This window comes from Nonomuraea terrae (assembly GCF_004348995.1).
Lineage (GTDB): Bacteria > Actinomycetota > Actinomycetes > Streptosporangiales > Streptosporangiaceae > Nonomuraea > Nonomuraea terrae.
On the sequence record NZ_SMKQ01000002.1, the window covers coordinates 23,041 to 47,070 of the forward strand.

At 71.0% G+C, this 24,030-nt stretch carries 24 protein-coding genes; 14 read left to right on the plus strand and 10 right to left on the minus strand.

All coding sequences use genetic code 11. The annotated features are described in order from the left end of the window. Positions 1-9: 9 nt before the first annotated feature. Positions 10-663: a TetR/AcrR family transcriptional regulator gene (locus E1286_RS01050; RefSeq protein ID WP_246074316.1), complete on the minus strand. Its 654-nt coding sequence runs from the start codon at positions 661-663 to the stop codon at positions 10-12. 67 nt (positions 664-730) lie between these two features. Between E1286_RS01050 and E1286_RS01055 the strand changes: the two genes are divergently transcribed. Next, entirely contained in the window at positions 731-2,149 is a 1,419-nt protein-coding gene (locus E1286_RS01055) for an MFS transporter (RefSeq protein ID WP_281282602.1), read from the plus strand. Here E1286_RS01055 and E1286_RS01060 read toward each other — a convergent pair. Continuing rightward, positions 2,116-3,990 carry an ABC transporter ATP-binding protein gene (locus E1286_RS01060; protein ID WP_132608229.1) on the minus strand — a complete coding sequence of 625 codons (1,875 nt, stop codon included), beginning with the start codon at positions 3,988-3,990 and terminating at the stop codon, positions 2,116-2,118. The genes E1286_RS01055 and E1286_RS01060 overlap by 34 nt on opposite strands. Before the next feature lie 35 nt (positions 3,991-4,025). Then, complete coding sequence (locus tag E1286_RS01065; protein ID WP_132608231.1) at positions 4,026-6,092, minus strand: PhoX family protein; 2,067 nt, start codon at positions 6,090-6,092, stop codon at positions 4,026-4,028. Between the two features lie 129 nt (positions 6,093-6,221). Here E1286_RS01065 and E1286_RS01070 point away from each other — a divergent pair, with 129 nt between their 5' ends. Continuing rightward, a complete protein-coding gene (locus E1286_RS01070) occupies positions 6,222-6,644 on the plus strand; it encodes a sterol carrier family protein (protein WP_187368099.1) in 423 nt (140 codons plus the stop codon). Here the strand turns inward: E1286_RS01070 and E1286_RS01075 are convergent. After that, entirely contained in the window at positions 6,641-7,978 is a 1,338-nt protein-coding gene (locus tag E1286_RS01075; RefSeq protein WP_132608235.1) for a DUF4190 domain-containing protein, read from the minus strand. The genes E1286_RS01070 and E1286_RS01075 overlap by 4 nt on opposite strands. A 142-nt stretch (positions 7,979-8,120) precedes the next feature. On the opposite strand from E1286_RS01075, the gene E1286_RS01080 reads away from it, so the two are divergent. From E1286_RS01080 to purM, 4 genes are read left to right on the plus strand one after another with little or no spacing between them, the layout of a single operon-like run. Further along, entirely contained in the window at positions 8,121-8,573 is a 453-nt protein-coding gene (locus tag E1286_RS01080) for a MarR family winged helix-turn-helix transcriptional regulator (protein WP_132608237.1), read from the plus strand. A 35-nt stretch (positions 8,574-8,608) separates the two neighbouring features. Next, the gene (locus tag E1286_RS01085; RefSeq protein ID WP_132608239.1) at positions 8,609-9,355 is read left to right on the plus strand and encodes an SDR family NAD(P)-dependent oxidoreductase; all 747 of its coding nucleotides are present in this window, start codon (positions 8,609-8,611) and stop codon (positions 9,353-9,355) included. 51 nt (positions 9,356-9,406) lie between these two features. Further along, positions 9,407-10,843, plus strand: coding sequence for an amidophosphoribosyltransferase (gene purF / locus E1286_RS01090; RefSeq protein WP_132608241.1), 1,437 nt, complete (start codon positions 9,407-9,409; stop codon positions 10,841-10,843). Then, positions 10,840-11,865 carry a phosphoribosylformylglycinamidine cyclo-ligase gene (purM, locus tag E1286_RS01095; protein WP_132608243.1) on the plus strand — a complete coding sequence of 342 codons (1,026 nt, stop codon included), beginning with the start codon at positions 10,840-10,842 and terminating at the stop codon, positions 11,863-11,865. Before purF ends, purM begins: the two co-directional genes overlap by 4 nt. A gap of 129 nt (positions 11,866-11,994) precedes the next feature. On the opposite strand, the gene E1286_RS01100 is transcribed toward purM, so the two are convergent. Next, a complete protein-coding gene (locus tag E1286_RS01100) occupies positions 11,995-12,225 on the minus strand; it encodes a DUF3073 domain-containing protein (RefSeq protein ID WP_111183760.1) in 231 nt (76 codons plus the stop codon). 151 nt (positions 12,226-12,376) lie between these two features. Beyond that, a complete protein-coding gene (locus E1286_RS01105) occupies positions 12,377-13,456 on the minus strand; it encodes a Glu/Leu/Phe/Val family dehydrogenase (protein WP_132608245.1) in 1,080 nt (359 codons plus the stop codon). 107 nt (positions 13,457-13,563) lie between these two features. On the opposite strand from E1286_RS01105, the gene E1286_RS01110 reads away from it, so the two are divergent. Together E1286_RS01110 and bldC are read left to right on the plus strand one after the other, a co-directional pair. Next, the gene (locus E1286_RS01110; protein WP_132608247.1) at positions 13,564-14,427 is read left to right on the plus strand and encodes a DUF8083 family protein; all 864 of its coding nucleotides are present in this window, start codon (positions 13,564-13,566) and stop codon (positions 14,425-14,427) included. Between the two features lie 322 nt (positions 14,428-14,749). Then, positions 14,750-14,953 carry a developmental transcriptional regulator BldC gene (bldC, locus tag E1286_RS01115; RefSeq protein WP_013133571.1) on the plus strand — a complete coding sequence of 68 codons (204 nt, stop codon included), beginning with the start codon at positions 14,750-14,752 and terminating at the stop codon, positions 14,951-14,953. A 201-nt stretch (positions 14,954-15,154) separates the two neighbouring features. On the opposite strand, the gene E1286_RS01120 is transcribed toward bldC, so the two are convergent. Then, a complete protein-coding gene (locus E1286_RS01120) occupies positions 15,155-15,772 on the minus strand; it encodes a TetR/AcrR family transcriptional regulator (RefSeq protein WP_246074292.1) in 618 nt (205 codons plus the stop codon). Positions 15,773-15,970: 198 nt separating this feature from the next. Here E1286_RS01120 and E1286_RS01125 point away from each other — a divergent pair, with 198 nt between their 5' ends. From E1286_RS01125 to E1286_RS01140, 4 genes are all read left to right on the plus strand, one after another. Beyond that, positions 15,971-17,017 (plus strand): LacI family DNA-binding transcriptional regulator, encoded by a 1,047-nt coding sequence (locus E1286_RS01125; RefSeq protein ID WP_425464728.1) that lies wholly within the window; start codon positions 15,971-15,973, stop codon positions 17,015-17,017. A 121-nt stretch (positions 17,018-17,138) separates the two neighbouring features. Then, positions 17,139-17,387 carry a hypothetical protein gene (locus E1286_RS01130; RefSeq protein ID WP_132608249.1) on the plus strand — a complete coding sequence of 83 codons (249 nt, stop codon included), beginning with the start codon at positions 17,139-17,141 and terminating at the stop codon, positions 17,385-17,387. Between the two features lie 79 nt (positions 17,388-17,466). Beyond that, a complete protein-coding gene (locus tag E1286_RS01135) occupies positions 17,467-18,333 on the plus strand; it encodes an N-acetylmuramoyl-L-alanine amidase (RefSeq protein ID WP_132608251.1) in 867 nt (288 codons plus the stop codon). Next, positions 18,330-19,922, plus strand: a complete 1,593-nt coding sequence (locus E1286_RS01140; RefSeq protein ID WP_132608253.1) for a beta-N-acetylhexosaminidase — start codon at positions 18,330-18,332, stop codon at positions 19,920-19,922. The genes E1286_RS01135 and E1286_RS01140 overlap by 4 nt, the downstream gene beginning before the upstream one ends. Before the next feature lies 1 nt (position 19,923). Here E1286_RS01140 and E1286_RS01145 read toward each other — a convergent pair whose 3' ends face one another. From E1286_RS01145 to E1286_RS01155, 3 genes are read right to left on the minus strand one after another with little or no spacing between them, the layout of a single operon-like run. Next, positions 19,924-20,478: a GNAT family N-acetyltransferase gene (locus E1286_RS01145; protein ID WP_132608255.1), complete on the minus strand. Its 555-nt coding sequence runs from the start codon at positions 20,476-20,478 to the stop codon at positions 19,924-19,926. Positions 20,479-20,487: 9 nt separating this feature from the next. After that, positions 20,488-21,540 (minus strand): quinone-dependent dihydroorotate dehydrogenase, encoded by a 1,053-nt coding sequence (locus E1286_RS01150; protein WP_187368095.1) that lies wholly within the window; start codon positions 21,538-21,540, stop codon positions 20,488-20,490. Between the two features lie 6 nt (positions 21,541-21,546). Further along, positions 21,547-22,197: a response regulator gene (locus tag E1286_RS01155; RefSeq protein WP_132608259.1), complete on the minus strand. Its 651-nt coding sequence runs from the start codon at positions 22,195-22,197 to the stop codon at positions 21,547-21,549. A 19-nt stretch (positions 22,198-22,216) separates the two neighbouring features. On the opposite strand from E1286_RS01155, the gene E1286_RS01160 reads away from it, so the two are divergent. Both E1286_RS01160 and lpdA read left to right on the plus strand, forming a co-directional pair. Further along, entirely contained in the window at positions 22,217-22,591 is a 375-nt protein-coding gene (locus E1286_RS01160; protein ID WP_132608261.1) for a tautomerase family protein, read from the plus strand. Between the two features lie 38 nt (positions 22,592-22,629). Continuing rightward, the gene (gene lpdA / locus E1286_RS01165; protein WP_132608263.1) at positions 22,630-24,009 is read left to right on the plus strand and encodes a dihydrolipoyl dehydrogenase; all 1,380 of its coding nucleotides are present in this window, start codon (positions 22,630-22,632) and stop codon (positions 24,007-24,009) included. Positions 24,010-24,030 lie beyond the last annotated feature (21 nt).

The window sequence follows — 24,030 nt, forward strand, 5'->3', positions numbered from 1 at the left end:
ACCGGGACTCTAGCGTCCGGCCGCCAGCGCCTCGATGCCGGCCAACACAAGATCGACGCCGAACGTGTCGCACACCTCCGGCGACATCGCGCCCACCAGCGGGCCCGCCATCTCCACCAGGTGCGGGTAACGCTCGACGGGCAGCGTCTCCAGGCCGAGCCGCTTGACCCGCACGATCCGCGCGACCTCCTCGTCGGAGCGCCCGGCCTGGTGGTGGACGGGGGCGTCGGCGATGGCGATGGCGCTCTGCAGCAGATATTTGGTGATCAGGCAGCTCTCCTCCACGCTGAAGCCCGCGTCGCGGGCCAGCCCGAGCGCCAGGTCCCAGACCGCCAGGAAGTTGGGCACCTCGACCGCGTCGATCTGCTCGATCACGTCCTTGGCGCACGGATGCGCGCGCAGCGTCCTGACCAGCCCCCGGGTCAGGTCGCGCAGCTGCTCCTGCCAGGGCCTCTCGTCGGCCGGCTCGGGCGCGAAGCCGCCGATCAGGTGGTCGGCCATGCCGATGAGCAGCTGCTCCTTGTTCTTGTAGTGCCAGTAGAGCGCCATCGGCGTCACGCCCAGGTCGGCGGCCAGGCGCCGGATGGTCACCGCGTCCAGCCCCTCGGCGTCCCCGATCTCCAGAGCCCGCTCAGCGATCATCCCCGCGGTCAGCTTTCCCATCACGGTTGACAACTATACGGCGTACATGAACTATACGACGTACAAGTACGGCGTATAGGAGGCAGGCGTGCGCTGGTGGGCGTTGGGCGCGGTTACCGCAGGAACTTTCATGACTTATCTCGACAACAACGTGGGCAACGTGGCGTTGCCCACCATCCAGCGTGACCTGGGGCTGACGATCTCGGGGCTGGAGTGGGTCGTGAGCTCGTACATCCTCGTGTTCGCCGGGCTCATGCTGGTCGGCGGGCGACTGGCGGACGTGTTCGGCGCGCGCAGGACGTTCCTCGGCGGGCTGGCGGTCTTCACGCTGGCGTCGCTGGCCGCCGGGCTGGCCGAGTCGGGCGGCGCACTGGTCGCCGCGCGGGCGGTGCAGGGCGTCGGGGCGGCGCTGCTCACGCCCACCGCCCTGGCGCTGATCGGCCAGATCTTCCCCGACCCCGCCGAGCGCGGCCGGGCGATCGGGATCTGGAGCGCCTCAGGAGCGCTGTCGATGGCGCTCGGTCCGATCACGGGCGGCTTCATCAGTGAGCACCTGCACTGGGGGTGGATCTACCTGATCAACGTCCCGATCGGGGTGGCGACGTTCGCGCTGGCGTTCCGGACGGTCAGGCCCGCGTTCCAGCGGGTGCTCCGCAGCCTCGACCTACCCGGCCTGGCGGCCTCGGCGCTGGCGCTGTTCGCCCTGACGTACGCGCTCATCGAGGGCGAGTCGGCCGGCTGGACGTCGCCCGCGATCCTGGCCGCGTTCGGCGTGTTCGCGGCGGCGGCCGTGGCGTTCGTGCTGGCCGAGTGGCGGGCCGGCGAGCCGATGGCCGACCTGTCGCTGTTCCGGCAGCGGGTGTTCGGGGGCGGGCTGCTCACCAGCGGGATCTGGTCGTTCGGGGTGTTCGGCATCTACTTCTTCAGCGCGATGTGGCTGCAGAACGTGCTCGGCTTCTCCCCCACCGAGGCGGGCGCCGCGTTCGTGCCGATGGCGCTGGTCATGGGGGTGACCGCGGTGGTGTCGCAGCGGGTGAGCGCACGGCTCGGCGTCGCGCGCACGGTCGCCCTCGGCACGGCGCTCATGGGCGTCGCGATCTTCCTGATGTCCCGCGTCGGCGCCGACGGCTCGTACGCCGACGTGGCCCCCTGGTTCATCCTGTACGGCCTCGGTGGCGGCCTGATGGTGCCGCTGACGGCCGCGGTGCTCGGCGGGATGCCCGAGGGCCGGGCCGGTGTGGCCTCGGGCATGTTCAACGTCTCGCGCGAGGTGTTCGGCCTGCTCGGCATCACGCTGCTGGGCGCGTTCCTGACCTCGGCGCAGAGCGCCAGCGACCTGCCGCCGCTGCTCGCCTTCCTCGACGCCTACCGGTTCACGCTTGTCGTCGCGGCGGCCGTGTTGCTGGCGGGCATCCCGCTGGCCCTCTACACCCTGCGCCACGTCCCCGCGCGGCGCCAGGAGGAGGACGAGCCTCAGGCGGCGGCGACCGTCGGCTCGTCGAACTGAGTGCGGTAGAGCTCCTCGTAGCGGCCTTCCGCGGCGAGCAGCTCGGCGTGCGTGCCGCGCTCGACCACCTGCCCGTCCTCGATGACGAGGATGAGGTCGGCGGCCCGTACGGTGGAGAGCCGGTGCGCGATCACCACGGCGGTCCTGCCCTCCAGCGCCTCGCCGAGCGCCGCCTGCACGGCCGCCTCGTTGGTGGAGTCGAGCGCGGCCGTGGCCTCGTCCAGGATGACCACCCTGGGGCGGGCCAGCAGCAGGCGGGCGATCGTCAGCCGCTGGCGCTCGCCGCCCGACAGCCGGTAGCCGCGTTCGCCCACGACCGTGTCGAGCCCGTCGGGCAGCGACGTGATGAGCGAGGCGAGGCGGGCGCGGGTGATCGCGTCCCACAGCTCCTCGTCGCTCGCCTCGGGCCTGGCCAGCAGCAGGTTGGCCCGGATCGTGTCGTGGAAGAGGTGTCCGTCCTGGGTGACCATGCCGAGAGTGGCGCGGATCGACTCGGCGCTCAGCTCCCGTACGTCGACGCCGCCGAGGCGTACGGCGCCGGAGTCGACGTCGTACAGGCGGGGCAGGAGCTGGGCGATGGTGGACTTGCCCGCTCCCGACGAGCCGACGAGCGCCACCATCTGCCCCGGCTCGGCCCGGAACGACACCCCGTGCAGCACCTCCTCGCCGCCGCGCGTGTCGAGCACGGCGACCTCCTCCAGCGAGGCCAGCGACACCTTGTCGGCCGACGGGTACGCGAAGCGCACGTCGTCGAACTCCACCGACACCGGGCCTTCCGGCACCGATCGGGCGTCGGGTCTGTCCTGGATGAGCGGCTTGAGGTCGAGCACCTCGAAGACCCGCTCGAAGCTGACGACCGCGCTCATCACGTCCACCCGCGCGCTGGCCAGGGCGGTGAGCGGGGCGTAGAGGCGGGTGAGGAGCATGGCCATCGACACCAGCGCGCCGGGGGCCAGCCGGTCGCTCAGGGCGTAGAAGCCGCCGAGGCCGTACACGAGGGCCAGGGCGAGGGCCGACACCAGGGTCAGCGCGGTCACGAAGGCGTACTGGGTCATGGCCGAGCGCACCCCGATGTCGCGCACCCGGCGGGCGCGGCCGGCGAACTCGGCCGACTCGTACGCGGGCCGGCCGAACAGCTTCACCAGCGTCGCGCCCGGCGCCGAGAAACGCTCGGTCATCTGGTTGCCCATGGCCGCGTTGTGGTCGGCCGCCTCGCGCCTCATCCGGGCGATCCTGACGCCCATCCGCCGCGCGGGCAGCACGAACACCGGCAGGAGCAGCAGCGCCAGCAGCGTGATCTGCCAGGAGATACTGATCATGGCGGTGAGCGTGAGCAGGAGGGTCACGACGTTGCCCGCCACGCCGGACAGGGTGTCGGTGAAGGCCCGCTGCGCCCCGATCACGTCGTTGTTGAGCCTGCTGACCAGCGCGCCGGTGCGGGTCCTGGTGAAGAAGGCCACCGGCATGCGCTGGACGTGGTCGAAGACGGCCGTGCGCAGGTCGAGGATGAGGTCCTCCCCCAGGCCGGCCGACAGCCACCGGTTCAGCAGCCCAAGTCCCGCCTCCACGATCGCCAGCCCGGCGATCAGCAGGGCCACGACGACCACCACGCCGATCGGCTCGCGGTTGAAGACGGCGTCCACGACCCGGCCGGCGAGCAGCGGGGCGGCCACCGCGAGGCCGGCCAGCACGACGCTCAGCAGCAGGAACACCGTCAGCTTGCGCCGGTGCGGACGCGCGAAGCCCGCGATGCGCCGGAGCGTCGCCCTGGAGACAGAGCGACGCTCCTGCCGGTCGTTCATCGAGTACAGCTGGTGCCAGGCGGTCACTTCCATGCTCATGGCACGGAACGCTAGAGCCTCAAGTTAAGTTGAGGTCAAGCGCCGATCTTCTTGTTGGAGCCGTGCCACACCACCGCGACCGACGGGCGCGGCTGGGCGCCGTCGGGCCAGTGGCTGGCGGGGTTGTCGGGGGTGGCGCCGCTGACCTCTCCCGGGTGCTGCACCGCCACGAAAACGCTGAGCTGGTCGTCGGTCACCATCGGGCCGCAGGTCTCGGCGCCGCTCGGGACGCTCAGGAACTGGCGCAGGTGACCGCGCTCCCTGCCCTCGACCGGCATCACGAAGAGGCCGTCGTTGGTGCCGAGCGCGTTGCCGTCCGTGGAGATCCACAGGTTGCCGTCGCGGTCGAACGTCACGTTGTCGGGGCACGAGATCGGCGAGACCTTGGACTTGTCGTAGCCCGCGAAGTACGTGGCCGGGTCCTTCGGGTCGCCGCAGACCAGCGGCAGCGACCAGGAGAAACTCTTCTCGGCCGCGTCGTCGCGCCGCTCGACGATCTCCAGCACGTGGCCGTGCTTGTTCGCCGAACGCGGGTTGGCCTCGTCGGCCTCGGCCGCCGTGCGGTTGGTGTTGTTGGTCAGCGCCACGTACACGCCGCCGGTGACCGGGTTGCGCTCCATGTCCTCGGGGCGGTCCATCTTCGTGGCGCCCACCTTGTCGGCGGCGACGCGGGTGTAGACGAGCACCTCTTCGGCGGACATGCCCTTGACGTACGAGCGGTCGCCCGAGACCAGCGGGATCCACTCGCCGGAGCCGTCGAACTCGCCGTCGCGGGGCAGCTTGCCGGAGCCGTCGATCTCGGAGTCCCGGCTGTCGCCGGTGAACTTGGCGACGTACAGCGTGCCCTCGTCCAGCAGGGTGCGGTTGTGCCGGTCGAAGCCCGGGATGTAGCGGTCCTTCGAGACGAACTTGTAGATGTACTCGTAGCGCGAGTCGTCGCCCATGTACACGACCAGACGGCGGTCACGCGAGAGCGTCGTGGTGGCGGCCTCGTGCTTGAAGCGGCCGAGCGCGGTGCGCTTGATCGGCGCGGAGTCGGGGTCGAACGGGTCGATCTCCACGATCCAGCCGAAGCGGTTGGCCTCGTTCGGGTGCTTCTCGAGGTCGAAGCGCTCCTCCACGCGGTCGAACCGGCGGCTGTCCTCGGGGACGCCGGAGGGGATCGTGTAGCGGGCGATGAACGGCTTCTGCGCCTCGGGCACCTTGTCGCCGTTGATGAAGTACTGGTCGATGTTCTCCTCGGCGGTCAGCACGGTGCCCCAGGGGGTCGTGCCGCCCGCGCAGTTGTTCAGCATGCCGATGGGCTTACGGCCCTCGGGGTCGGCGGCCGTCTTGAGCAGGTCGCTGCCCGCGGCCGGCCCGCTGAACCGCATCGGGGTGTGCGCGGTGACGCGCCGGTTGTAGCGGCGGCGGCCGCTGGTGACGAGCTTCCACTCGCCGCCGTTGCCGACCCGCTCGATCTCCACGACGGAGCCGCCGTGCGCGGCCAGCGCGATCTTGATCTGCTCCTCGGACGCTAACGAGCCGTCGGTGTAGCCGCGGAACATGAGGCTCTCGGCCGTGTACTCGTGGTTGACCCAGAGCAGCGCGCGGTCGCGGCCCATCGGGAACATCGTCACGTAGTCGCAGTTGTAGCCGAACTGCTTGCTCTGCGCCTCGGCGCTCTGGTTGTCGAAGTCGAACTCCGGCGCGTCGGGCAGCACGGGGTCACCCCACCGCACCACCACGGACGACTTGTAGCCGTGGGGGATGCTCAGCGCGTCGTCCTTGTTCGGCGGCACGGCGGTGAAGCGCAGGTCACCGCCCTTCCCGCCACCGCTGTTGCCGCGGCCGCGCGCCTGCGGCTCGTCCGCCAGCGCCGGCACGGCGCCCGCCACACCGGCCCCCGCCACGATCGCGCCGAGCGCGCCGGCCCGCAGCACGCCGCGCCTGGACAGTGCCTCCTTCACGACGTCACCGAAGTAGGCGTTCTCCGAGGTGTTGGCCACCTCGTGGGCGCATGCGTTGCCACAGCGGAACCGGCAGGTCAGCGCGGATCGGCCGCCTTTGTGGGGGGTGGAGAGCAACGGCAGGAGCCGCCTGCCCCCGTTCGGGTTCGCCACAGGTCCTCCAAGGATGTGCGGGGGTTACGGCCGGGAGGCTACGGTCACCGTCGAAACCTCGGGTGAACGACGATCTCCATCTTGATGAACGATTCCAGGGAGGACAATGGTGACGTGGCACGACGCAAGATGGACCAGGAATCGCTGAGATCGGCACTCGACGCCCAACTCGTGGCGCTGGGCGAGCCCGCCTACGACGGCCCGGCCTCGTCCCTGCCGGACGCGCTCGTGGCCGCCGTGCTGACCGCCTACGAGCGGGGGCTGCGTCCGGAGCGCGACGCGGGCAGGCTGGCGGTGCGCCATCTGCTCGACAAACTGACCACCGCGGCCCCCGGCCGCACGGTCGAGGTGCGCGTGCCGCCGTACGCCGCCGTGCAGGCCATCGCCGGGCCCCGCCACACGCGCGGCACGCCGCCCAACGTGGTCGAGATGGACGGCCACACCTGGATCGCGCTCGCGCTGGGCCGTATGACGTGGGACGAGGCGGTGGCCGACGGCGCGGTCTCCGCCAGCGGATCCCGCGCCGACCTGTCGGCCCACCTGCCGCTCTAGCGGCGGCTGCCGTCCATCCAGGGGAAACGTTCCTGGAAACACTGGTCCGCCTGCGCGGTGGGCAGGTGGGCGCAGTCCTGCACCACGTTCCAGAACCAGATCGCCACGATCGCGAAGAGCACCAGTGACAGGACACTGATCACGATGCCGGCGATGGCGCGGCCCTTGCCGGCATGCTTGGCCAGCGCCACGCAGCCGAAGATGATCGACAGGATGGCCGTGATCAGGCCGGTGAAGCAGACGAAGACCAGGAACGGGCTGGCCACGCCGAGCACGAGCGAGGCGGTGGCCAGGCCGCTGCCCGGCTGCGACGGCGGGTATCCCCCTCCGGGCGGGCCGTAGGGCGCTCCGGGGGGCGGAGGCGGCGGGTAGCCGGGCGGGCCGCCGTACGGGCTGGAGGGCGTCGTGCCGGGCACGATCGGGCCCTGGTCCCGTGGTGTGGCCCCGTACGGGCCCTGGTACGGCGGCGCCCCGGGCACCTGCCCTTCCTCCGGCGGCACCCCTTCCCGTGGCCTCTCCTCGGGACCACCCGGGCCTTGCCGGCCCTGCTCCGGCCTTTCCGCCGGCCCACCCGCCCCGCCGGGCGCCGCGAACCCCGGCTGCCCGGGCTCCTCGAAACGCGACGGCGGCGGCTTCGGAGGCTCCTCGAAACGGGACGGCTGCGGCTTGGCGGGCTCCTCGAAACGCGACGCGGGCTCCTCGAAGGCGGGCGACTCCGGGCCCGCCGGACCTCCCTCCTCCGGCGGGGCGCTCTCCCACCCCGGGTACGGCGGGGTGCCGCCGGGCACCCGGAACGCCTGGGTCCGCTCCGCGTCGCTCTCGGCGGGCTCGGGTACCTCCGGCGCGGTGGGCAGGTCGGGGTGACGCGGCTCTCCGGCCGGTCGCGGCTCGTGCGTCGGCGGCACGTCAGGCTGCGGCGCCTCAGGCGGCTCGGGCGGCTCAGGCGCGATCGGCTCCTCTTCCGGCGACAGCCCCTCGCCACCGCCCTCGCGGGACGGCCTTTCTCCAGCGCCCTCGCGCGACGGCTCGTCACCTTCCGCGGACTGCCGTTCCGCCTCGGAACCAGGGACAGGGCCTGGGGCGGCGCCGCCCGTGGGGCCGGCGCCGGGTGGCCCGGCCGCGGACCACTCCTCCGGCGTCTCGTCCCCGCCGGTGGGCCCCTTCTCGTAGGGGAGCGGCTCGGGAGGCCGCAGCCCCTCAGGAGCCGTCTCCTCCTCCGGCGCACGCTCCGATGGCCCCTGACCGGGCCGGTCCTGCGAAGGACGGGCGGTCTCGGGGCGATCCTCCTGCCCCGGGCGGGGCTCGTGCTCGTTCGGGTCCCCAGGTGTGGTCACGTCTGCGTCTCCCGACGGGTTTGCATGCCGGATACTTCACCCTTTCGCGGAAGGCGTCCGCTAAACCGCACGACACGGTAAGGAGCTGCTCAATCTTGGGCCACCATGCGCCAAAGCAGCAGGCGAACGGCAAGATGAGGGCATGCTGGACGAGACCCTGACGTACGCGTTGATCAAGGTCGTCAAGACGCACCGCAACCGGTTCGCCGCCGCGCTGGTCCCGCTCGGGCTGCACGCGGGGCAGGAGATGCTGCTCAACCAGCTGTGGAAGGAGGACGGCCTGACCCAGGGCGAGCTGATCGCCCGCCTGGGCGTCGAGCCCCCGACCGTCACCAAGACCATCCAGCGCCTGGAACGCGCGGGTCTCCTCCACCGCACCCCCGACCCCGTACGCCCGCGCGTGAGCAGGGTCCGTCTCACCGACGCGGGCAAGGCGCTGCGCGAGCCGGTCGAGGACATCTGGAACCGCCTGGAGGAGGAGCTGCTGCACGGCTTCACCGCCGAGGAACGCGCCCTGCTCGCCCGGCTCGTCCACGCCATGCCGTTTTCGCCGCGAGCGAACCACCCTTGCCACCACGACACCGACTCCACTTAGCTGGCTAATTAGTCGGCTAATAAGGAGTCTCACCCATGCACGTCCTCATCACCGGTGGCTCGTCCGGCATCGGCAAGGCCACCGCCTTCGCGTACGCCGAGACCGGCGCGCGCGTCACCATCACCTACAACACCGGCGCCGACCGCGCGGCCGAGGTCGTCAAGCGCATCGAGGCGGGCGGCGGTCAGGCCGCCGCCGTCCACCTCGATCTGGAGGACCACGCCACCATCGCGCCCGCCGTGGCCGCGGCCGGCCCGGTGGACGCCCTCGTGGCGAACGCCGTCCGCTGGGGCACGATCCTTCCGGGAAGCGTCGCGTTCGAGGACGTGCCCGCCGCCGAGTGGTCGGCCGCCCTGCACGCCAACGTGGTGGGCAACGCCCTGCTCGTCCAGCAGGTGCTGCCCGAGATGCGGCGCAGGAGGTTCGGCAGGATCGTGTTCCTCTCCTCGGGCATCGCCGAGGAGGGGGTGCCGGGCCCGGGCGTGTACGGCACCGCCAAGATGGCCCTGCACGGCATGGCCCGCGCCCTCGCCTGGGCGGCCGGCCGCGACGGCATCCTGGTCAACGTGGCCGTCGCCGGGCTGACCGTCACCGACACGGCCCGTCCGATCCCCCAGGAGGCCCTCGACCGGCTCGCCGCCCGCACGCCCACCCGCCGGCTGTCCACGGCCGGCGACATGGCGGCCCTCGTCCTCTTCCTCGGTTCGGCGGCCAACCGCAACCTCACCGGAGAGATCGTCCGCGACGGCTCGAACGCGGGCAGGTCCGCTCACGCACTGTGACTGCCGCCCCGGGTGTGCGAGCACGGAAAGGGGCGACCTAGACTGAGGCATGTGCTGAAGGGCGACGGCCGGCTCGGCCATGACCTGGACCCCAACGACCGCGCACCTCAAGACGCCTGTGGCGTCTTCGGCGTCTGGGCTCCGGGCGAGGAAGTTTCCAAACTCACCTACTACGGGCTGTACGCGTTGCAGCACCGCGGCCAGGAGTCCGCGGGCATCGCGGTCAGCGAGGGCAGCCGCATTCTCGTCTACAAGGACATGGGGCTGGTCGCCCAGGTCTTCGACGAGTCGGTGCTCGGCACCCTGCGCGGACACCTGTCCATCGGCCACTGCCGCTACTCCACCACCGGATCCAGCGTGTGGGAGAACGCCCAGCCGACCCTGAGCTCCACCGAGGACGGCGGGCTCGCGCTGGCCCACAACGGCAACCTCATCAACACCCCGGAGCTGGCCGAACGCCTGGCTCCTGGCACCATCCGCGCCACCACCGACACCGAGGTCCTCACCACGCTGCTCGCGCAGGACCGCACGCGTTCCATCGAAGACTCCGCCGCCGAGCTGCTCCCCCAGGTCAAGGGCGCCTACTCGCTGGTGTTCATGGACGAGAAGACGCTCTACGCCGCCCGCGACCCGCAGGGCATCCGCCCGCTGGTCCTGGGCCGCCTGGAGCGCGGCTGGGTGGTGGCCTCGGAGACGGCCGCGCTCGACATCGTGGGCGCCACCTTCGTCCGCGAGATCGAGCCGGGCGAGATGCTCACCATCGACGAGCGCGGCGTGCGCTCGCGCCGCTTCGCCCTCGCCGACCCCAAGGGCTGCCTCTTCGAGTACGTCTACCTCGCCCGCCCCGACACCACCATCGCCGGGCGCGGTGTCCAGGTCACCCGGGTCGAGGTCGGCCGTGTGCTGGCCCGCGAGCATCCGGTCGAGGCCGACCTGGTCATCCCCACGCCCGAGTCCGGCACGCCGGCGGCCGTGGGCTACGCCGAGGAGAGCGGCATCCCGTACGGCCAGGGCCTGGTGAAGAACTCCTACGTCGGTCGCACGTTCATCCAGCCCTCGCAGACCATCCGCCAGCTCGGCATCCGGCTCAAGCTCAACCCGCTGCGCGAGGTCGTGGCGGGCAAGCGCCTGGTGGTCGTGGACGACTCGATCGTGCGCGGCAACACCCAGCGCGCGATCGTCAAGATGTTGCGCGAGGCCGGCGCCCGTGAGGTGCACGTCCGCATCTCCTCGCCGCCGGTGGCCTGGCCGTGCTTCTACGGCATCGACTTCGCCACCCGCGCCGAGCTGATCGCCGGCTCGCTGTCGGTCGAGGAGATCCGCGCCTCGCTGGGCGCCGACAGCCTCGGCTACATCTCCCTGGAGGGCCTGACCCAGGCCACCACCATCCCGGCCGAGCGGCTCTGCCGTGCCTGCTTCACCGGCGAGTACCCGATCCCCATCGACCAGGACAACGTCGGCAAGTTCGTGTTGGAGAGCAAGGCGTGAGTACGTACGAGGCGGCAGGGGTCGACATCGAGGCCGGCGAGCGTGCCGTCGACCTGATGAAGGACAAGGTGGCGCGTTCGCGCCGCCCGGAGGTCGTCGACGACGCCAGCGGTTTCGCGGGTCTGTTCGACGCCTCCGCCCTGCTGCGCTACCAGCGCCCGCTGCTGGCCACCTCGACCGACGGCGTCGGCACCAAGGTCATGATCGCCCAGCGGTACGGCAAGCACGACACGATCGGCATCGACCTGGTCGGCATGGTCCTCGACGACCTGGTGGTCTGCGGGGCCGAGCCGCTGTTCATGACCGACTACATCGCCTGCGGCAAGGTGGTGCCCGAGCGCATCGCCGAGATCGTCGGCGGGGTCGCCGAGGGCTGCCGCCTGGCCGGCGCCGCGCTCGTGGGCGGCGAGACGGCCGAGCACCCGGGCGCGATGGGCGCCGACGAATACGACCTGGCGGGCGCCGGCACCGGCGTGGTGGAGGCGTCGGCCATGCTCGGGCCCGAGCGGGTGGCCGAGGGCGACGTCGTGCTGGGGCTGGCCTCCTCCGGCGTCCACTCCAACGGCTACTCGCTGGTGCGCCACGTGCTGCGCGAGGCGTCGCTGTCGCTCGACGCGGTGCTGCCCGAGCTGGGCCGGCCGCTCGGCGAGGAGCTGCTGGAGCCGACGCGCATCTACTCGCTCGCCTGCCTGGAGCTGACCCGCGCGGTCGAGGTGCACGCCTACGCCCACATCACCGGCGGCGGCATCGAGGGCAACCTGGCGCGGTCACTGCCCGCCCACCTCGACGCGGTGCTCGACCGCTCGTCGTGGACGCCCCCGGCGATCTTCGAGGTGCTCGCCGGGCACGGGAAGATCGCCCAGCGCGACCTGGATCGTACGTTCAACCTGGGGGTGGGGATGGCGGCCGTGGTCGCGCCCGGCGCGGCCGACGAGGCCGTGCGGGTGCTCGCGGCACGCGGGCTGCCCGCCTGGGTGATGGGCGAGATCGTCGCCGGAACGGGTCAGGCCCGCTACCGCTGACCGCGGGCAGCAGAAAAAAGCCCCACCACGTGACGAAAGCCCCACGGTTTCCCGTGGGGCCCGACGAATGTGATCGGAATCCCGGCGACTGATGTCGCCGGGCCCTGGTCACTTCACCCAGAAGAACGGCTACCGGCGGCCGGAAGGACGGCTGTCGTCGTCGTCTCCGGCACCGTAGTCATCGGCGTAATCGGCATAGCGATCCGCCAGCTCATCGTTGAGGTCGTCGGCGTCGTCACTGCGGCTGGAGTCTCCGACTCCGAGTTCGTCGCGAAGACGGTCAAGATCCGTGCCACCGCTGTTGTACTTCAGCTGGCGAGCAACCTTGACCTGCTTGGCCTTTGCTCGGCCGCGCCCCATTGGCTCGACCCCCTCGTGTGGGGTCGTCCCCGACCCCTCGTCGCTAACGCACCACACACTGACGCCACCTGACTCTGGGCGTCAGCCTATCGTTCGCCTATTACCGTACCTGTTTTGTGCCCAGCTCGGTACGTCGTATGGGCGCGGGGCATCAGCGGCCCAGCCAAATGGCCCGAATACGCCCGACTTCCGACATTCTGCGCTCGGCCAGCCTATCTGCTGCGACCGCGGGAGGTACGCCCTCCTCAGCGGCGATTTCGAAGATCTTCAGAGTCGTGTCGTAGATCTGGGCCGCATTCGACCTGGCGCGCTCCATGTCGAAGCCGCGGATCTCGTCGGCGACCTGAATCACACCACCGGAGTTGACGACGTAGTCGGGCGCGTACAGGATGCCGCGGTCCTCCAGCTGCTTCTCCACACCGGCGTGGGCCAGCTGGTTGTTCGCGGCGCCGCAGACGATCTTCGCCCGGAGCGCGGCCACCGTGTCGTCGTCGAGCGCCCCGCCCAGCGCGCACGGAGCGAAGACGTCGATGTCGGAGGTCACGAGGGCACGCGCGTCGGCGACGACGTCGACCTCGGGATGGTGCTGGCGCACCCGCTCGACGGCTCGCTCGCTCACGTCACAGACCACGACCTCGGCGCCGTCCTCGCGCAGCAGGTCGACCAGGCGGTGGCCGACCTTGCCGACCCCCTCGACCCCCACCCGCCTGCCGTGCAGCGACGGGGTGCCGAAGACCCGCTCGGCGGAGGCCCTCATGCCCTGGAACACACCGAACGCCGTGAGGATCGACGAGTCGCCGGCCCCGCCGTTGGCCAGGGTGCGCCCGGTCACGAAAGTCGACTCGCGGGCGACGATGTCCATGTCCTCGCTGTAGGTGCCCACGTCGCAGGCGGTGATGTAGCGCCCGCCGAGCGACTCGACGAACCTGCCGTACGCCCGCAGCAGCGGCTCGCTCTTGTCGCGGGCCGGGTCGCCGATGATGACGGCCTTGCCGCCGCCGAGATCGAGGCCGGCCAGCGCGTTCTTGTAGGACATGCCCTTGGCCAGGTTGAGCACGTCGGCCAGGGCCGCCTGCTCGTTCTCGTACGGATAGAACCGCGTGCCCCCGAGGGCCGGGCCCAGCGCCGTGTTGTGGATGGCGATGATGGCACGCAGGCCGCTCTGCTCGTCCGCGCAGAAGACGACCTGCTCGTGTACGTCCTTGTGGGACGTGCCGAAGACGTCGGTCACTGTGGTGACTCCCTGTCCGGTCCGCCGCACCTTCGCGGCGGAGATCCCTCCCAGAGTAGTGACGGCGCGACGGTGCGCGCGGAGACGCTTCGTGACACGATGCCTCCGTGCTGCCCTACGCCGCCTACCTCCGTGTCTATGAGCCGCTGACCGCGTTCGCCGAGCCCGAGCGCAAGGTGTGGGCCGACTACGCCGACTCACGCGACCGCCCGCGACGCGCGAACGCGCTCAACGCGGAGCATGGCGAGTCCGTCATGCGCCTGCTCGGCACGCCCCCTCAACCCGTTCCCGCCCAGGAGAGCCCCAACGCCTATCTCCGGCGTGTCGAGGACCGTCTGTACGTATGTCCCTGGCAGACCCGGTTGCGTTCGTGGCTGGCGTTCTCACGGCTTCGTGGCACCACGCCCGTGAAGGTGATGGACCACCTTGTGCCGAAGGCGGTCGCCGAGCAGACGGCCGACGACTTCGACCGCTACAAGCGGCGGGCGGGCTCGGGCGCGCTGCGCACCCACATCCGCACGACGTCCTGGCACGTGCCGGCGTCGTGGTTCGTGCCGTTCGACGGCAACGAGCGCTGGCTGGTGCTCGGCTCGGCCAACCCGGGGCAGGACGTCACGACGGCCACGGGGCGCAACCTCATCTATGTCACCTCCATGGCGCAGGCCAGGAGGCGGGCGGCGCGGGCGCTCAGCGTGCTGCGCCGGCACCTGGGCGACACCTCGGCACCCCTCGACGTCGAGGACGTCGCGCGGTGGCTGGAGGAGTTCCACCCCCACTCGCTGGTGGAGCTCGACTACGGCGGGCTCGTCCACCTGATGGACGACGACGCGTTGCAGGCCGACCAGTCGGTGGCGGAGCTCTCCGCCGCTCTGACGGGGCTGGACACGGGTCAAGAAGAACTTGCCTACGCCATGTACCAGAGAGTCATCCTGCGGTGGAAGTCAATGCAACTGCTGGAATCTGCCAACTGAGCCCCAATACGGGTGTCTGACCTGCATGAGTAGGTCACGTCTCGCGGCTGCTCTCTTCTGCGAACTGAGTAGTTTGCCGTTTTCACTGCGATACCACGAACCGTGTCGCTAGAATCACCGAGCGTGACATGGCCACGGGGGCGGGCAGTTGGGTCAAAGAAGGGCTCGCCAATCGCTCAGCGTGGCGGTATGGTCACATCGGGTGATGCCGCATATGGCTCAGAAAAGCCGCACGCTCTGTGCCATAGGGGGACATCCGTGACACGCGCAAAGGCAGTCACAGGATCGCTAAGCCGGTCCACACGGAGGAGAGGCCGCACAAATGTCAGCTCGTACACCCGAGGCCGAGCCACTGCTTACGCCCGCTGAGGTCGCGACCATGTTCAGGGTCGACCCCAAGACCGTTACGCGGTGGGCCAAGGCGGGCAAGTTGACGTCGATTCGCACCCTCGGCGGTCATCGGCGTTACCGGGAGACCGAGGTTCGCGCGCTGCTCGCGGGGATCCCGCAGCAGCGCTCCGAGTAACGGGAACGTCGTCACGGACCTCAGGGGGGTTCAGTGGGTGGACCTGGCCGGCGCTGGAGGCCCGGTCCACCACTCGTGACGACACGACGTCGCGACGGAAGTTGGCGCCGCCCGCCCGGCGCCACTCTTCTCCGTGAGCGAGCCGCCGTCTTCTGGATGAGCGGCGGGAGCGCAGCGACCATCGGGGCGACCGAGCCCGCCTCACGGAGTGAGGCCATGAGGAGAGCCCAGTCGCTCCATCAACCCGGCGACGTCGCCATCATGGGCGGCGGCGACGCCTAGCAGCGCGACCATGTGATCGACCAGCATCTTCTCGAGCGTCGAGCGGTCGATGTCGCGGTGCTCCAGCCAGTCGAGGCCGGCCGCCTCCACGGAGGCGATCCACGACCGCAGCGTCGTGCGCAGCACAGGCCCTGGCTCCTCGACGCCCATCTGCTTCTGGACGAGAGCGAAAAGCCGGCGGCGCACGCCGTCGACGATCTCTCCCACCTCGCCCGTCCTGTTGGCGGGGCCGCCGCGCAGCAGCGCCGCGAAGCCCGCCGCGTGCTCCTCGACGAAGTCGAAGTAACGTCTGAGCCCGGAGGCCAGCTCGTCGAGCGCCCCGCCGCCATCCTGGGACTGCAGCCGCGACTCCAGCTGCACCGCCGCGCTGCGCAGCGCGGCCACGTAGAGCTCCTGCTTGCCGCCGAAGTAGTGGTAGACCAGGGCGCGCGAGGCGCCCGCCGCCGAGGCCACGTCGTCGATGGAGACGTCTTCCGCGTCGCGGGTGCCGAACAATTCCAGCGCCGCCGCCATGAGCTCTTCCCTGCGGCGGTCCACGCTGAGCCTGCGCCGCGCCGGCCGTGTGTTTCCGGCTGACTCCCCGCCTTTCACACCTGCACAGTAGCCGACCCCCCTTGGCCGAAATCCTCCGTCCCGTGACAAGAGTTACGCCAATCCGTTACGGAGGCCGTACCCTGCCGCGAACTCGATCGTTTGGTGAGACAGGTGCCCATATCCGCATCGCGGGGGAGACACATGTCAGGACCGCCCGTCAACACTTCCATCGCCGAACTGAGAGAGGTAGACGCACTGCCTCGGCCGAGACCGACCATCCGTAATGTCGCCGAACGAGCCGGCGTGTCCAAATCGCTCGTCTCTCTCGTGCTGCGTGGTTCCCCGCACGTGAGCGAGCACCGTCGCCAGGCCGTGCTGCAGGCCGCCCGCGAGCTCGGCTACCGGCCGAACGCGGTCGCCCGCAGCCTGGTCGAGGGACGTACGCATCTGGTGGGCGCGCTCGTCGCCGACCTGCACAATCCGTTCTACGCGGAGTTCCTCGACGGCCTCCAGGAGAGCCTGCACGGCGACGGTCTGCGCATGCTCATCGGGAACAGCCAGTGGGACCCGGCGTTCGAGGACGAGGCCGTTGAGGCGTTCCTCGAGCTGAGGGTCGACGGCCTCGTGCTGCTCGGCATCGCGCCGACCAGCGAGACGCTGGTCGAGGCGACCTCCTACACGCCCACCGTCGTGGTGGGGGAACGTGACAACCAGCTGGACGGCGTCGACATCGTGGTCGACGACGATCAACTCGGCGCCCGCATGGCCATCGACCACCTGGTCGAGCTGGGCCACAAGCGGATCGCCCACATCGAGAGCCGGCGCGCGTCGCGCTGCGAGGGCTACCTCGTGGCGATGCGCAGGCACGCGCTGGCGCCGTACATCATGGTGGAGGCCGCCGAGTCCGACGAGGACGGCGGCAGGGCGGCGGCGAAGGCGCTGCTGACCCGCGACCCCAGGCCCACGGCGATCTTCGCCGCCAATGACGTGGTCGCGCTCGGCGTGCTCTCTGCCGCGGGCGAACTGGGCCTGCGCGTCCCCGAAGACCTCTCGGTGGTGGGGTACGACAACACGCACCTGTCGGCCTCGCACCACATCTCGCTCACCTCGGTCGACCAGCCCCGCCGCGCGATGGGCCGGTCGGCGGCCGCCCTGCTGAGCGACCGGATCGGAGACCCCGGCAAGGCAGCGCGCCTGCGGGAGATCCGGCCGGAGTTAGTCGTGCGACGGAGCACGGGGCCCGCCTAAGAGCGGCCCAAAGCTGGGTCAAGCCGTGCGGAGGCACGGGCGTACGACGGTTTACTCGTCAGGGTCATGCTAATTGTGGCCGGATTCGGTCCGGTCACGATCTGATCCGGGGGGAACAGTCATGCGTGATCCGGAACTGGTGTCCTGTGCCCAGCGTGCGGCGGCAGAGCTCGAGCGCGCCTGGGGGCACTGGCGGGCGGGCAAGGGCCGGGGCGCCGACGGCGGCGCCGAGTCGGTCGCCAGCTACGTCGCCCACTCGCTCGACCACCCGTGGGGCCGCCCCCGCGTCGTCCTCGGCCTCGACGCCGAGGACGCGCGGGAGCTGGCCGCCCTGCTCGAACGACAGGAGGTCGGCGAGCACGTCTGGTGAGGACGTGCCGGCGGGGATCGTACGCGCCAGACCGGCATAACACGGGCTCGACCGCCCTGCCTGCCGTAAGTTGGACGGTATGCGTGCTCTACCAGCCACGATCCTCGCCGTCTGCGGCCTGATCGCCTCCGCGTGCGGCGGCGCCGGCACCGATGGCGCCACGGCAGGTCAGGCCGCCCCCGCGACGAGCGCGGGGCAGACCCCGGCGGCCACCACGGGGCAGACCCCCGCGGCCACCACCGGCGAGGCCGATGTACCGGTGTCGGAGACACCGGAAAAGGCCGAGCCGCTCGACGGCAAGGTGGTCGTCATCGACCCGGGCCACAACGGCGGCAACTTCCGCGACCCGGCCGCGATCAACCGCCAGGTCGACGTGCTGACGCAGAAGAAGGCCTGCGACACGACCGGCACGTCCACCGACGACGGCTACAGCGAGGCCGCCTTCACCTGGGACGTCTCCACCCGGCTCCGCAAGATCCTGAAGAACCGGGGCGCCACGGTCGAGCTGACCCGCTCCGGCAACGACGGCGTCGGGCCGTGCATCACCGAGCGGGCCGCGATCGGCAACGAGGCCGACGCGGACGCCGCGATCTCCGTGCACGCGGACGGCTCGGCGCCGGGCAACCGCGGCTTCCACGTCATCATGCCGAAGAAGATCGACGGGCCGGTGGACAAGGTCGTGAAGGCCTCGAGCAGGCTGGGCATCGCCGTCCGCGACGCCTTCCGCGAGGGCACGGGGCTGCCGTACTCGAACTACATCGGCAGCCGGGCGCTCGACTACCGCAACGACCTGGGCGGGCTCAACCTGTCGACGGTGCCGAAGGTGTTCATCGAGTGCGGCAACATGCGCAACGCCGCCGAGGCGGCCAAGTTCCGCGATCCGAAGTTCCGGCAGAAGATCGCTCTGGCGCTGGCGAACGGATTGCAGCACTATCTCGAATCATGATTCCTCGTCCTGAGCTGCTCCATGACCTTTCCGCCTCCTACGCGCTGAGCTCCGGCGCGACGGTGTCCGGTGACCTGGTGGACGCCGTACGTGTCGCGCTGCCCTGGCTCGACCTGCGGCCCGGCGACTCCGGCGAGATCGACGTGCGCCGTGATCCGTCGCTGGGCGAGGAGGCGTACCGGCTGACGGTGGGGTCGCGCGGTGTGGAGATCGCGGCGGGCGGCCGGGCGGGGGCGTTCTACGCCGCGCAGTCGTTGCACCAGCTGCTGCCCGACGCCTCCTACCGGTTCTCGGCCGGCGCGTTGTGGGCCGTGCGGGGGGTGCGGGTCGAGGACGCGCCCGCGTTCGCCTGGCGTGGGCTGCACCTCGACGTGGCGCGGCACTTCCTCCCCAAGCGGGAGGTGCTGCGCCTGCTGGACCTGATGGCGGTGCACAAGCTCAACCGGCTCCACCTGCACCTGGTCGACGACCAGGGGTGGCGGGTGGAGAGCCGGGCCTACCCGCGGCTGCACGAGGTGGCCTCCCACCGCCCGCGTACGGTGACCAGCCACTACGGGGAGCCGCTGACGTACGACGACCTCCCGCACGGCGGCTACTACAGCCTGGACGACCTGGCGGAGATCGCCGCGTACGCGCGCTCCCGCTGCGTCACGGTGGTGCCGGAGATCGACGTGCCGGGGCACGCGTCGGCGATCCTGGCGGCGTACCCGGAGTTCGGGGCCACCGGGGAGCCGCATGAGGTGCTCGACCGGTGGGGCATCTCCCCCGCGATCCTGTCGCCGCTGCCGGCGACCGTCGACTTCCTCCTCACGGTCTTCGACGAGCTGCTGGGGGCGCTGGGCGAGACCCCGTACGTGCACATCGGCGGCGACGAGGTGGTGCTCGACCACTGGGCGGCCTCGCCGGAGATCGGCGCGTACCGCGAGTCGCTGGGCCTGGCGACGGCCAACGACCTGCAGGCGTGGTTCCTGCGGCGGCTGGCCGACGCGTTGGCCGAGCGCGGCGCGCGGGCCGTGGTGTGGGACGAGGCGTTCGTCAGCGGCGGGCTGCGCGAGGACACGATCGTCATGCCGTGGCGCGGCATGGGCGTGGGCCGGCGGGCGGCCGCGGCCGGGCACGACATCGTGGCGACGCCGGTGTTCCCGCTCTACTTCGACTACGCCGAGTCGGGCTCGCCCGAGGAGCCGATGGCCATCGGCGACACCACCACGGTGGACGACGTGGCCGCGTTCGACCCGGCGCCCGCCTCCTGGAGCGATGCGGAGCGGTCGCGGGTGCTGGGGGCGCAGGCGCAGCTGTGGAGCGAGCGGGTGCCCGACCCGCGGACGGTCGACTACCGGCTGTGGCCGAGGGCCTGCGCGCTCGCGGAGGTGGCCTGGGCGGGCCGGGCCCAGGAGGGCTTCGGCGAGCGGCTGGCCCGCCATCTCGGGCGGCTCGACGCGCTCGGCGTGGAGTATCGTCCGCCGGCGGGGCCGCGCCCGTGGCAGCGGCGGCGCCCGCACCGGCCGAGCGAGCTGGACATGCGCGACAGGATGGCCCGCATCGAGGCGATGACGTACGACGCGGAGTCGACCCGGCCGAGCGTGTGACTCAGAGGGCCGGGCGGTCGTTGAGGATGAGCTGGAAGAGCCGGTGGTCCTGCCACCGGCCGTCGATCTCCAGGTAGCGCGGGGCGGTGCCGTACAGCTCGAAGCCGGCCTTGCGCAGCACGCTCTGCGAGGCGACGTTGTCGACCAGCGTGCCGGCCGCGACCCGGTGCAGGCGCAGCTCCTCGTCGGCCATCCGGCACACCTCGCGCACCGCGGCGGTGGCCAGGCCGCGGCCGGTGTGGCCGGCGTCGATCCAGTAGCCGAGGTTGGTGCTGAGGAAGGGGCCGCGGACGGTGTCGTTGAGCGTCATGCGGCCCACGATCAGGTCGCCGTCGGCCAGCGCCCACGCGGTCGCCTGGCCGGCGGCCTGCTTGGCGAGCATGGCCTCCAGCATCTGGGCCTGGATCGTGAGCGTGTAGAAGCTCTCGGGCCTGCGCGGCTCCCAGGGCCGCAGGTGTTCGCGGTTGCGGATGTAGGCCTCGGTCAGGGCGGGGGCGTCGTGCTCGCTCAGCGGGCGGAGCACGACGCCGCCGGGAAGGGTCACTGGTCGGATCACCGTGCCACCTTAGGCGGTGCGGCCGATGGCCTCGGTGATGGACTTCATGCCGTGTCGGCGCGCACGTACGGACAGCTGCCGGTGGATGCGGGAGGCCCAGAGGGGGCCGCCGTAGATCCAGCCGGAGTAGCCCTGGACCAGGGTGGCGCCGGCGAGCAGGCGCTCCCAGACGTCGTCGGCGTCCTCGACGCCGCCGGCCGAGACCAGCGTGAGGCCGTCGCCGACCCGGGCGCGCAGGCGCCGCAGGACCTCCAGCGAGCGCTTCTTGAGCGGGCGGCCGGACAACCCTCCGGTCTCGCCGGAGTGGCGGATCGTGGTGTTGGTCGCGATGATGCCGTCGAGGCCCAGCTCCAGCGCCAGGTCGGCGATCGCGTCGATGTCGGTGTCGGCCAGGTCCGGAGCGATCTTGACCAGCAGCGGGGTGCGGCGGGGCGTCGCGTCGGCGACCTCCTTGACCGCGGTGAGCAGCGGGCGCAGCAGCGAGACGGCCTGCAGGTCGCGCAGCCCGGGGGTGTTGGGCGAGCTGACGTTGACCACGAGGTAGTCGGCCAGCGGGGCGAGCCGCTTGGCGCTGGTGACGTAGTCGGCGACGGCGCCCGACTCGGGCACCACCTTGGTCTTGCCGATGTTGACGCCGACGACGACCGGGACGCCCCTGGGCCGGCGCAGCCTGCGGGCGGCGGCGAGGGCGCCGTCGTTGTTGAACCCCATCCGGTTGATCAGCGCCCGCTCGCGCGGCAGCCGGAACAGGCGCGGACGCGGGTTGCCCGGCTGGCCGTGGGCGGTGATCGTGCCGACCTCGACGTGGCCGAAGCCGAGCGCGGCGATGCCCTCGGCGCACGCGGCGTCCTTGTCGAACCCGGCGGCCAGGCCCAGCGGCCCGGGGAAGTGCACGCCGAACGCGGTCACGCGCAGGGCCGGGTCGTGCGGGGCGAGCACACGGTGGAGCAGCCGCTTGAGCAGCGGCAGCCGCGCGAGGAGCGCGAGGCCGCTGACGGTGAGACGGTGCACGGCCTCGGCGTCGAACCGCCGCAAGACCTGCGTGAACACGAGGCGATACATCACGCGTCAGGCTACCAAGCCGGCCTCGTGGGCGATGATCGCGGCCTGGACGCGGTTGCGCACGTCGAGGCGGGTGAGGATGGCGCTCACGTACGCCTTCACGGTGCCCTCCACGATGTGCAGCTCGCGCGCGATCTCGGCGTTGGACAGACCGGCGCCGAGCAGGGCGAGCACCTCCCGCTCGCGCTCGGTGAGCCCTTCGATGCGGTCGCGGGCCACCGCGCCCTTGGCCATCCGGCCGCCCTGGAGCCGGCTGATGACGCTCCTCGCCACCTTGGGCGACAGGTACGCCGCCCCGCCGGCCACCGCGTGGATGCCGGCGATGAGCTCGCGCGGGTCGCCCGACTTCAACAGGAAGCCGCTGGCGCCCACGTCGAGCGCCTTGGCGATGTAGTCGTCCTCGCCGAACGTGGTCAGCATCACCACGGCCGTCGCCGGCGCGGCCCTGCGGATCTCCGCCGCGGCGGCCAGCCCGTCGAGCCGGGGCATGCGGATGTCGAGCAGGGCGACGTCGGGACGGTGGCTGATGGCGAGGTCCACCGCCTCCTTGCCGTCACCCGCCTCGGCCACCACGTCGAGGGCGGGGTCGGAGGACAGGATCGCCCGGACTCCGGCCCGCATCATGGTCTCGTCGTCGGCCAGCAGAATGCGGATCACACCTCCTATAGTGGCCGATATGGCGCAGGTGAAGGTGTACGGCCGTCGCGACATCTGGGCAGGCAGGCGGCGCGAGCTGTCGGACCTGATCCACGCGAGCCTGATGAGCGCGTGGGGCCTGCCGGAGGACAAACGCTTCCACCGCTTCCTGCTGCTGGAGGCCGACGACCTCGTCTGCCCGCAGCGGAGCGAACGCTATGTGATCATCGAGGTGGTCTGCTTCACCGGGCGCAGCGACTACGCGAAGCGGACGCTGATCCGGGAGCTCTACGCCCGGTGGCCGCACGACCCCGAGGACCTGGAGCTCACGATCGTCGAGATGCCCCGGGTGAACTGGGGGATCCGCGGTGTCCCCGCCGATGAGCTGAGTCTGTCGTACGAGGTCGAGGTCTGAGGACGGGTCAAGTTCGGGCTGGCGGTATGGTCCGACTCATGAGCACTCACTATGACGTCGTCGTACTCGGCGCGGGTCCTGGAGGGTATACGGCCGCCGTCCGCGCCGCCCAGCTCGGACTGCGCACCGCGGTCGTCGAGGAGAAGTACTGGGGTGGCGTCTGCTTGAACGTGGGCTGCATCCCGTCCAAGGCGCTGCTGCGCAACGCCGAACTGGCCCATATCTTCCATCACGAGGCCAAGACCTTCGGCATCAGCGGCGAGGTCACCTTCGACTACGGGGCGGCCTTCCAGCGCAGCCGCAAGGTGGCCGACGGACGCGTCAAGGGCGTTCACTACCTGATGAAGAAGAACGCCATCACGGAGTACGACGGGCGCGGCACGTTCCTGGACGCCAACACGCTCCAGGTGAACGGCGAGACGATCACGTTCTCCCACTGCATCATCGCCGCCGGGGCCACCACCAGGCTCATCCCCGGCACGCAGTTGTCGGAGCGGGTGGTGACGTACGAGGAGCAGATCCTGTCGGAGGAGCTGCCGGGCAGCATCATCATCGCGGGCGCCGGCGCGATCGGCGTGGAGTTCGCGTACGTGCTGCACAACTACGGCGTCAAGGTGACGATCGTGGAGTTCCTCGACCGGGTCGTGCCGCTGGAGGACGAAGATGTGTCGGCCGAGCTGGCCAAGCGTTACAAGCGGCTCGGCATCGAGGTGATGACCTCCACCCGCGTGGACGCCATCGAGGACACCGGCGCCTCGGTCAAGGTCACCGTCACCAAGGGCGGCCAGACGCAGGTGCTGGAGGCCGACAAGGTGCTGCAGGCCATCGGCTTCCAGCCGCGCGTCGACGGCTACGGGCTGGAGAAGACGGGGGTGGCGCTGACCGACCGGGGCGCCATCGCGGTCGACGGCCGCTGCCGGACGAACGTCCCCAGCATCTTCGCCATCGGCGACGTCACGGCCAAGCTGATGCTGGCGCACGCCGCCGAGTCGATGGGCATCATCGCCGCCGAGACCATCGCGAACGCCGAGACGATGGAGCTCGACTACGTGATGATCCCGCGCGCGACGTACTGCCAGCCGCAGGTGGCGAGCTTCGGCTACACCGAGGCGCAGGCCCGCGACCTGGGTTACGACGTGAAGGTGGCGAAGTTCCCGTTCACCGCCAACGGCAAGGCGCACGGTCTCGGCGACAGCAACGGCTTCGTCAAGATCATCAGCGACGACACCCACGGCGAGCTGCTCGGCGCCCACCTGATCGGCCCCGAGGTCACCGAGCTGCTGCCCGAGCTGACCCTGGCCCAGCAGTGGGACCTGACGGTGCATGAAGTGGCCCGCAACGTCCACGCCCACCCGACGCTCGGCGAGGCGGTCAAGGAGGCCGTCCACGGCCTGGCCGGTCACATGATCAACATGTAGGACGTGATCGGTGATCGGTAC

Bases quoted from the DNA above. Each gene is read 5' to 3' on its own strand.
- E1286_RS01125 (WP_425464728.1), top strand. From the start codon at position 15,971: ATGTCAGGACCGCCCGTCAACACTTCCATCGCCGAACTGAGAGAGGTA.
- E1286_RS01130 (WP_132608249.1), top strand. From the start codon at position 17,139: ATGCGTGATCCGGAACTGGTGTCCTGTGCCCAGCGTGCGGCGGCAGAG.
- E1286_RS01070 (WP_187368099.1), top strand. From the start codon at position 6,222: ATGGACCAGGAATCGCTGAGATCGGCACTCGACGCCCAACTCGTGGCG.
- E1286_RS01100 (WP_111183760.1), bottom strand. From the start codon at position 12,225: ATGGGGCGCGGCCGAGCAAAGGCCAAGCAGGTCAAGGTTGCTCGCCAG.
- E1286_RS01080 (WP_132608237.1), top strand. From the start codon at position 8,121: ATGCTGGACGAGACCCTGACGTACGCGTTGATCAAGGTCGTCAAGACG.
- E1286_RS01160 (WP_132608261.1), top strand. From the start codon at position 22,217: ATGGCGCAGGTGAAGGTGTACGGCCGTCGCGACATCTGGGCAGGCAGG.
- E1286_RS01150 (WP_187368095.1), bottom strand. From the start codon at position 21,540: ATGTATCGCCTCGTGTTCACGCAGGTCTTGCGGCGGTTCGACGCCGAG.
- E1286_RS01085 (WP_132608239.1), top strand. From the start codon at position 8,609: ATGCACGTCCTCATCACCGGTGGCTCGTCCGGCATCGGCAAGGCCACC.
- lpdA (WP_132608263.1), top strand. From the start codon at position 22,630: ATGAGCACTCACTATGACGTCGTCGTACTCGGCGCGGGTCCTGGAGGG.
- bldC (WP_013133571.1), top strand. From the start codon at position 14,750: ATGTCAGCTCGTACACCCGAGGCCGAGCCACTGCTTACGCCCGCTGAG.
- E1286_RS01140 (WP_132608253.1), top strand. From the start codon at position 18,330: ATGATTCCTCGTCCTGAGCTGCTCCATGACCTTTCCGCCTCCTACGCG.
- E1286_RS01060 (WP_132608229.1), bottom strand. From the start codon at position 3,990: ATGAGCATGGAAGTGACCGCCTGGCACCAGCTGTACTCGATGAACGAC.
- E1286_RS01050 (WP_246074316.1), bottom strand. From the start codon at position 663: ATGGGAAAGCTGACCGCGGGGATGATCGCTGAGCGGGCTCTGGAGATC.
- E1286_RS01135 (WP_132608251.1), top strand. From the start codon at position 17,467: ATGCGTGCTCTACCAGCCACGATCCTCGCCGTCTGCGGCCTGATCGCC.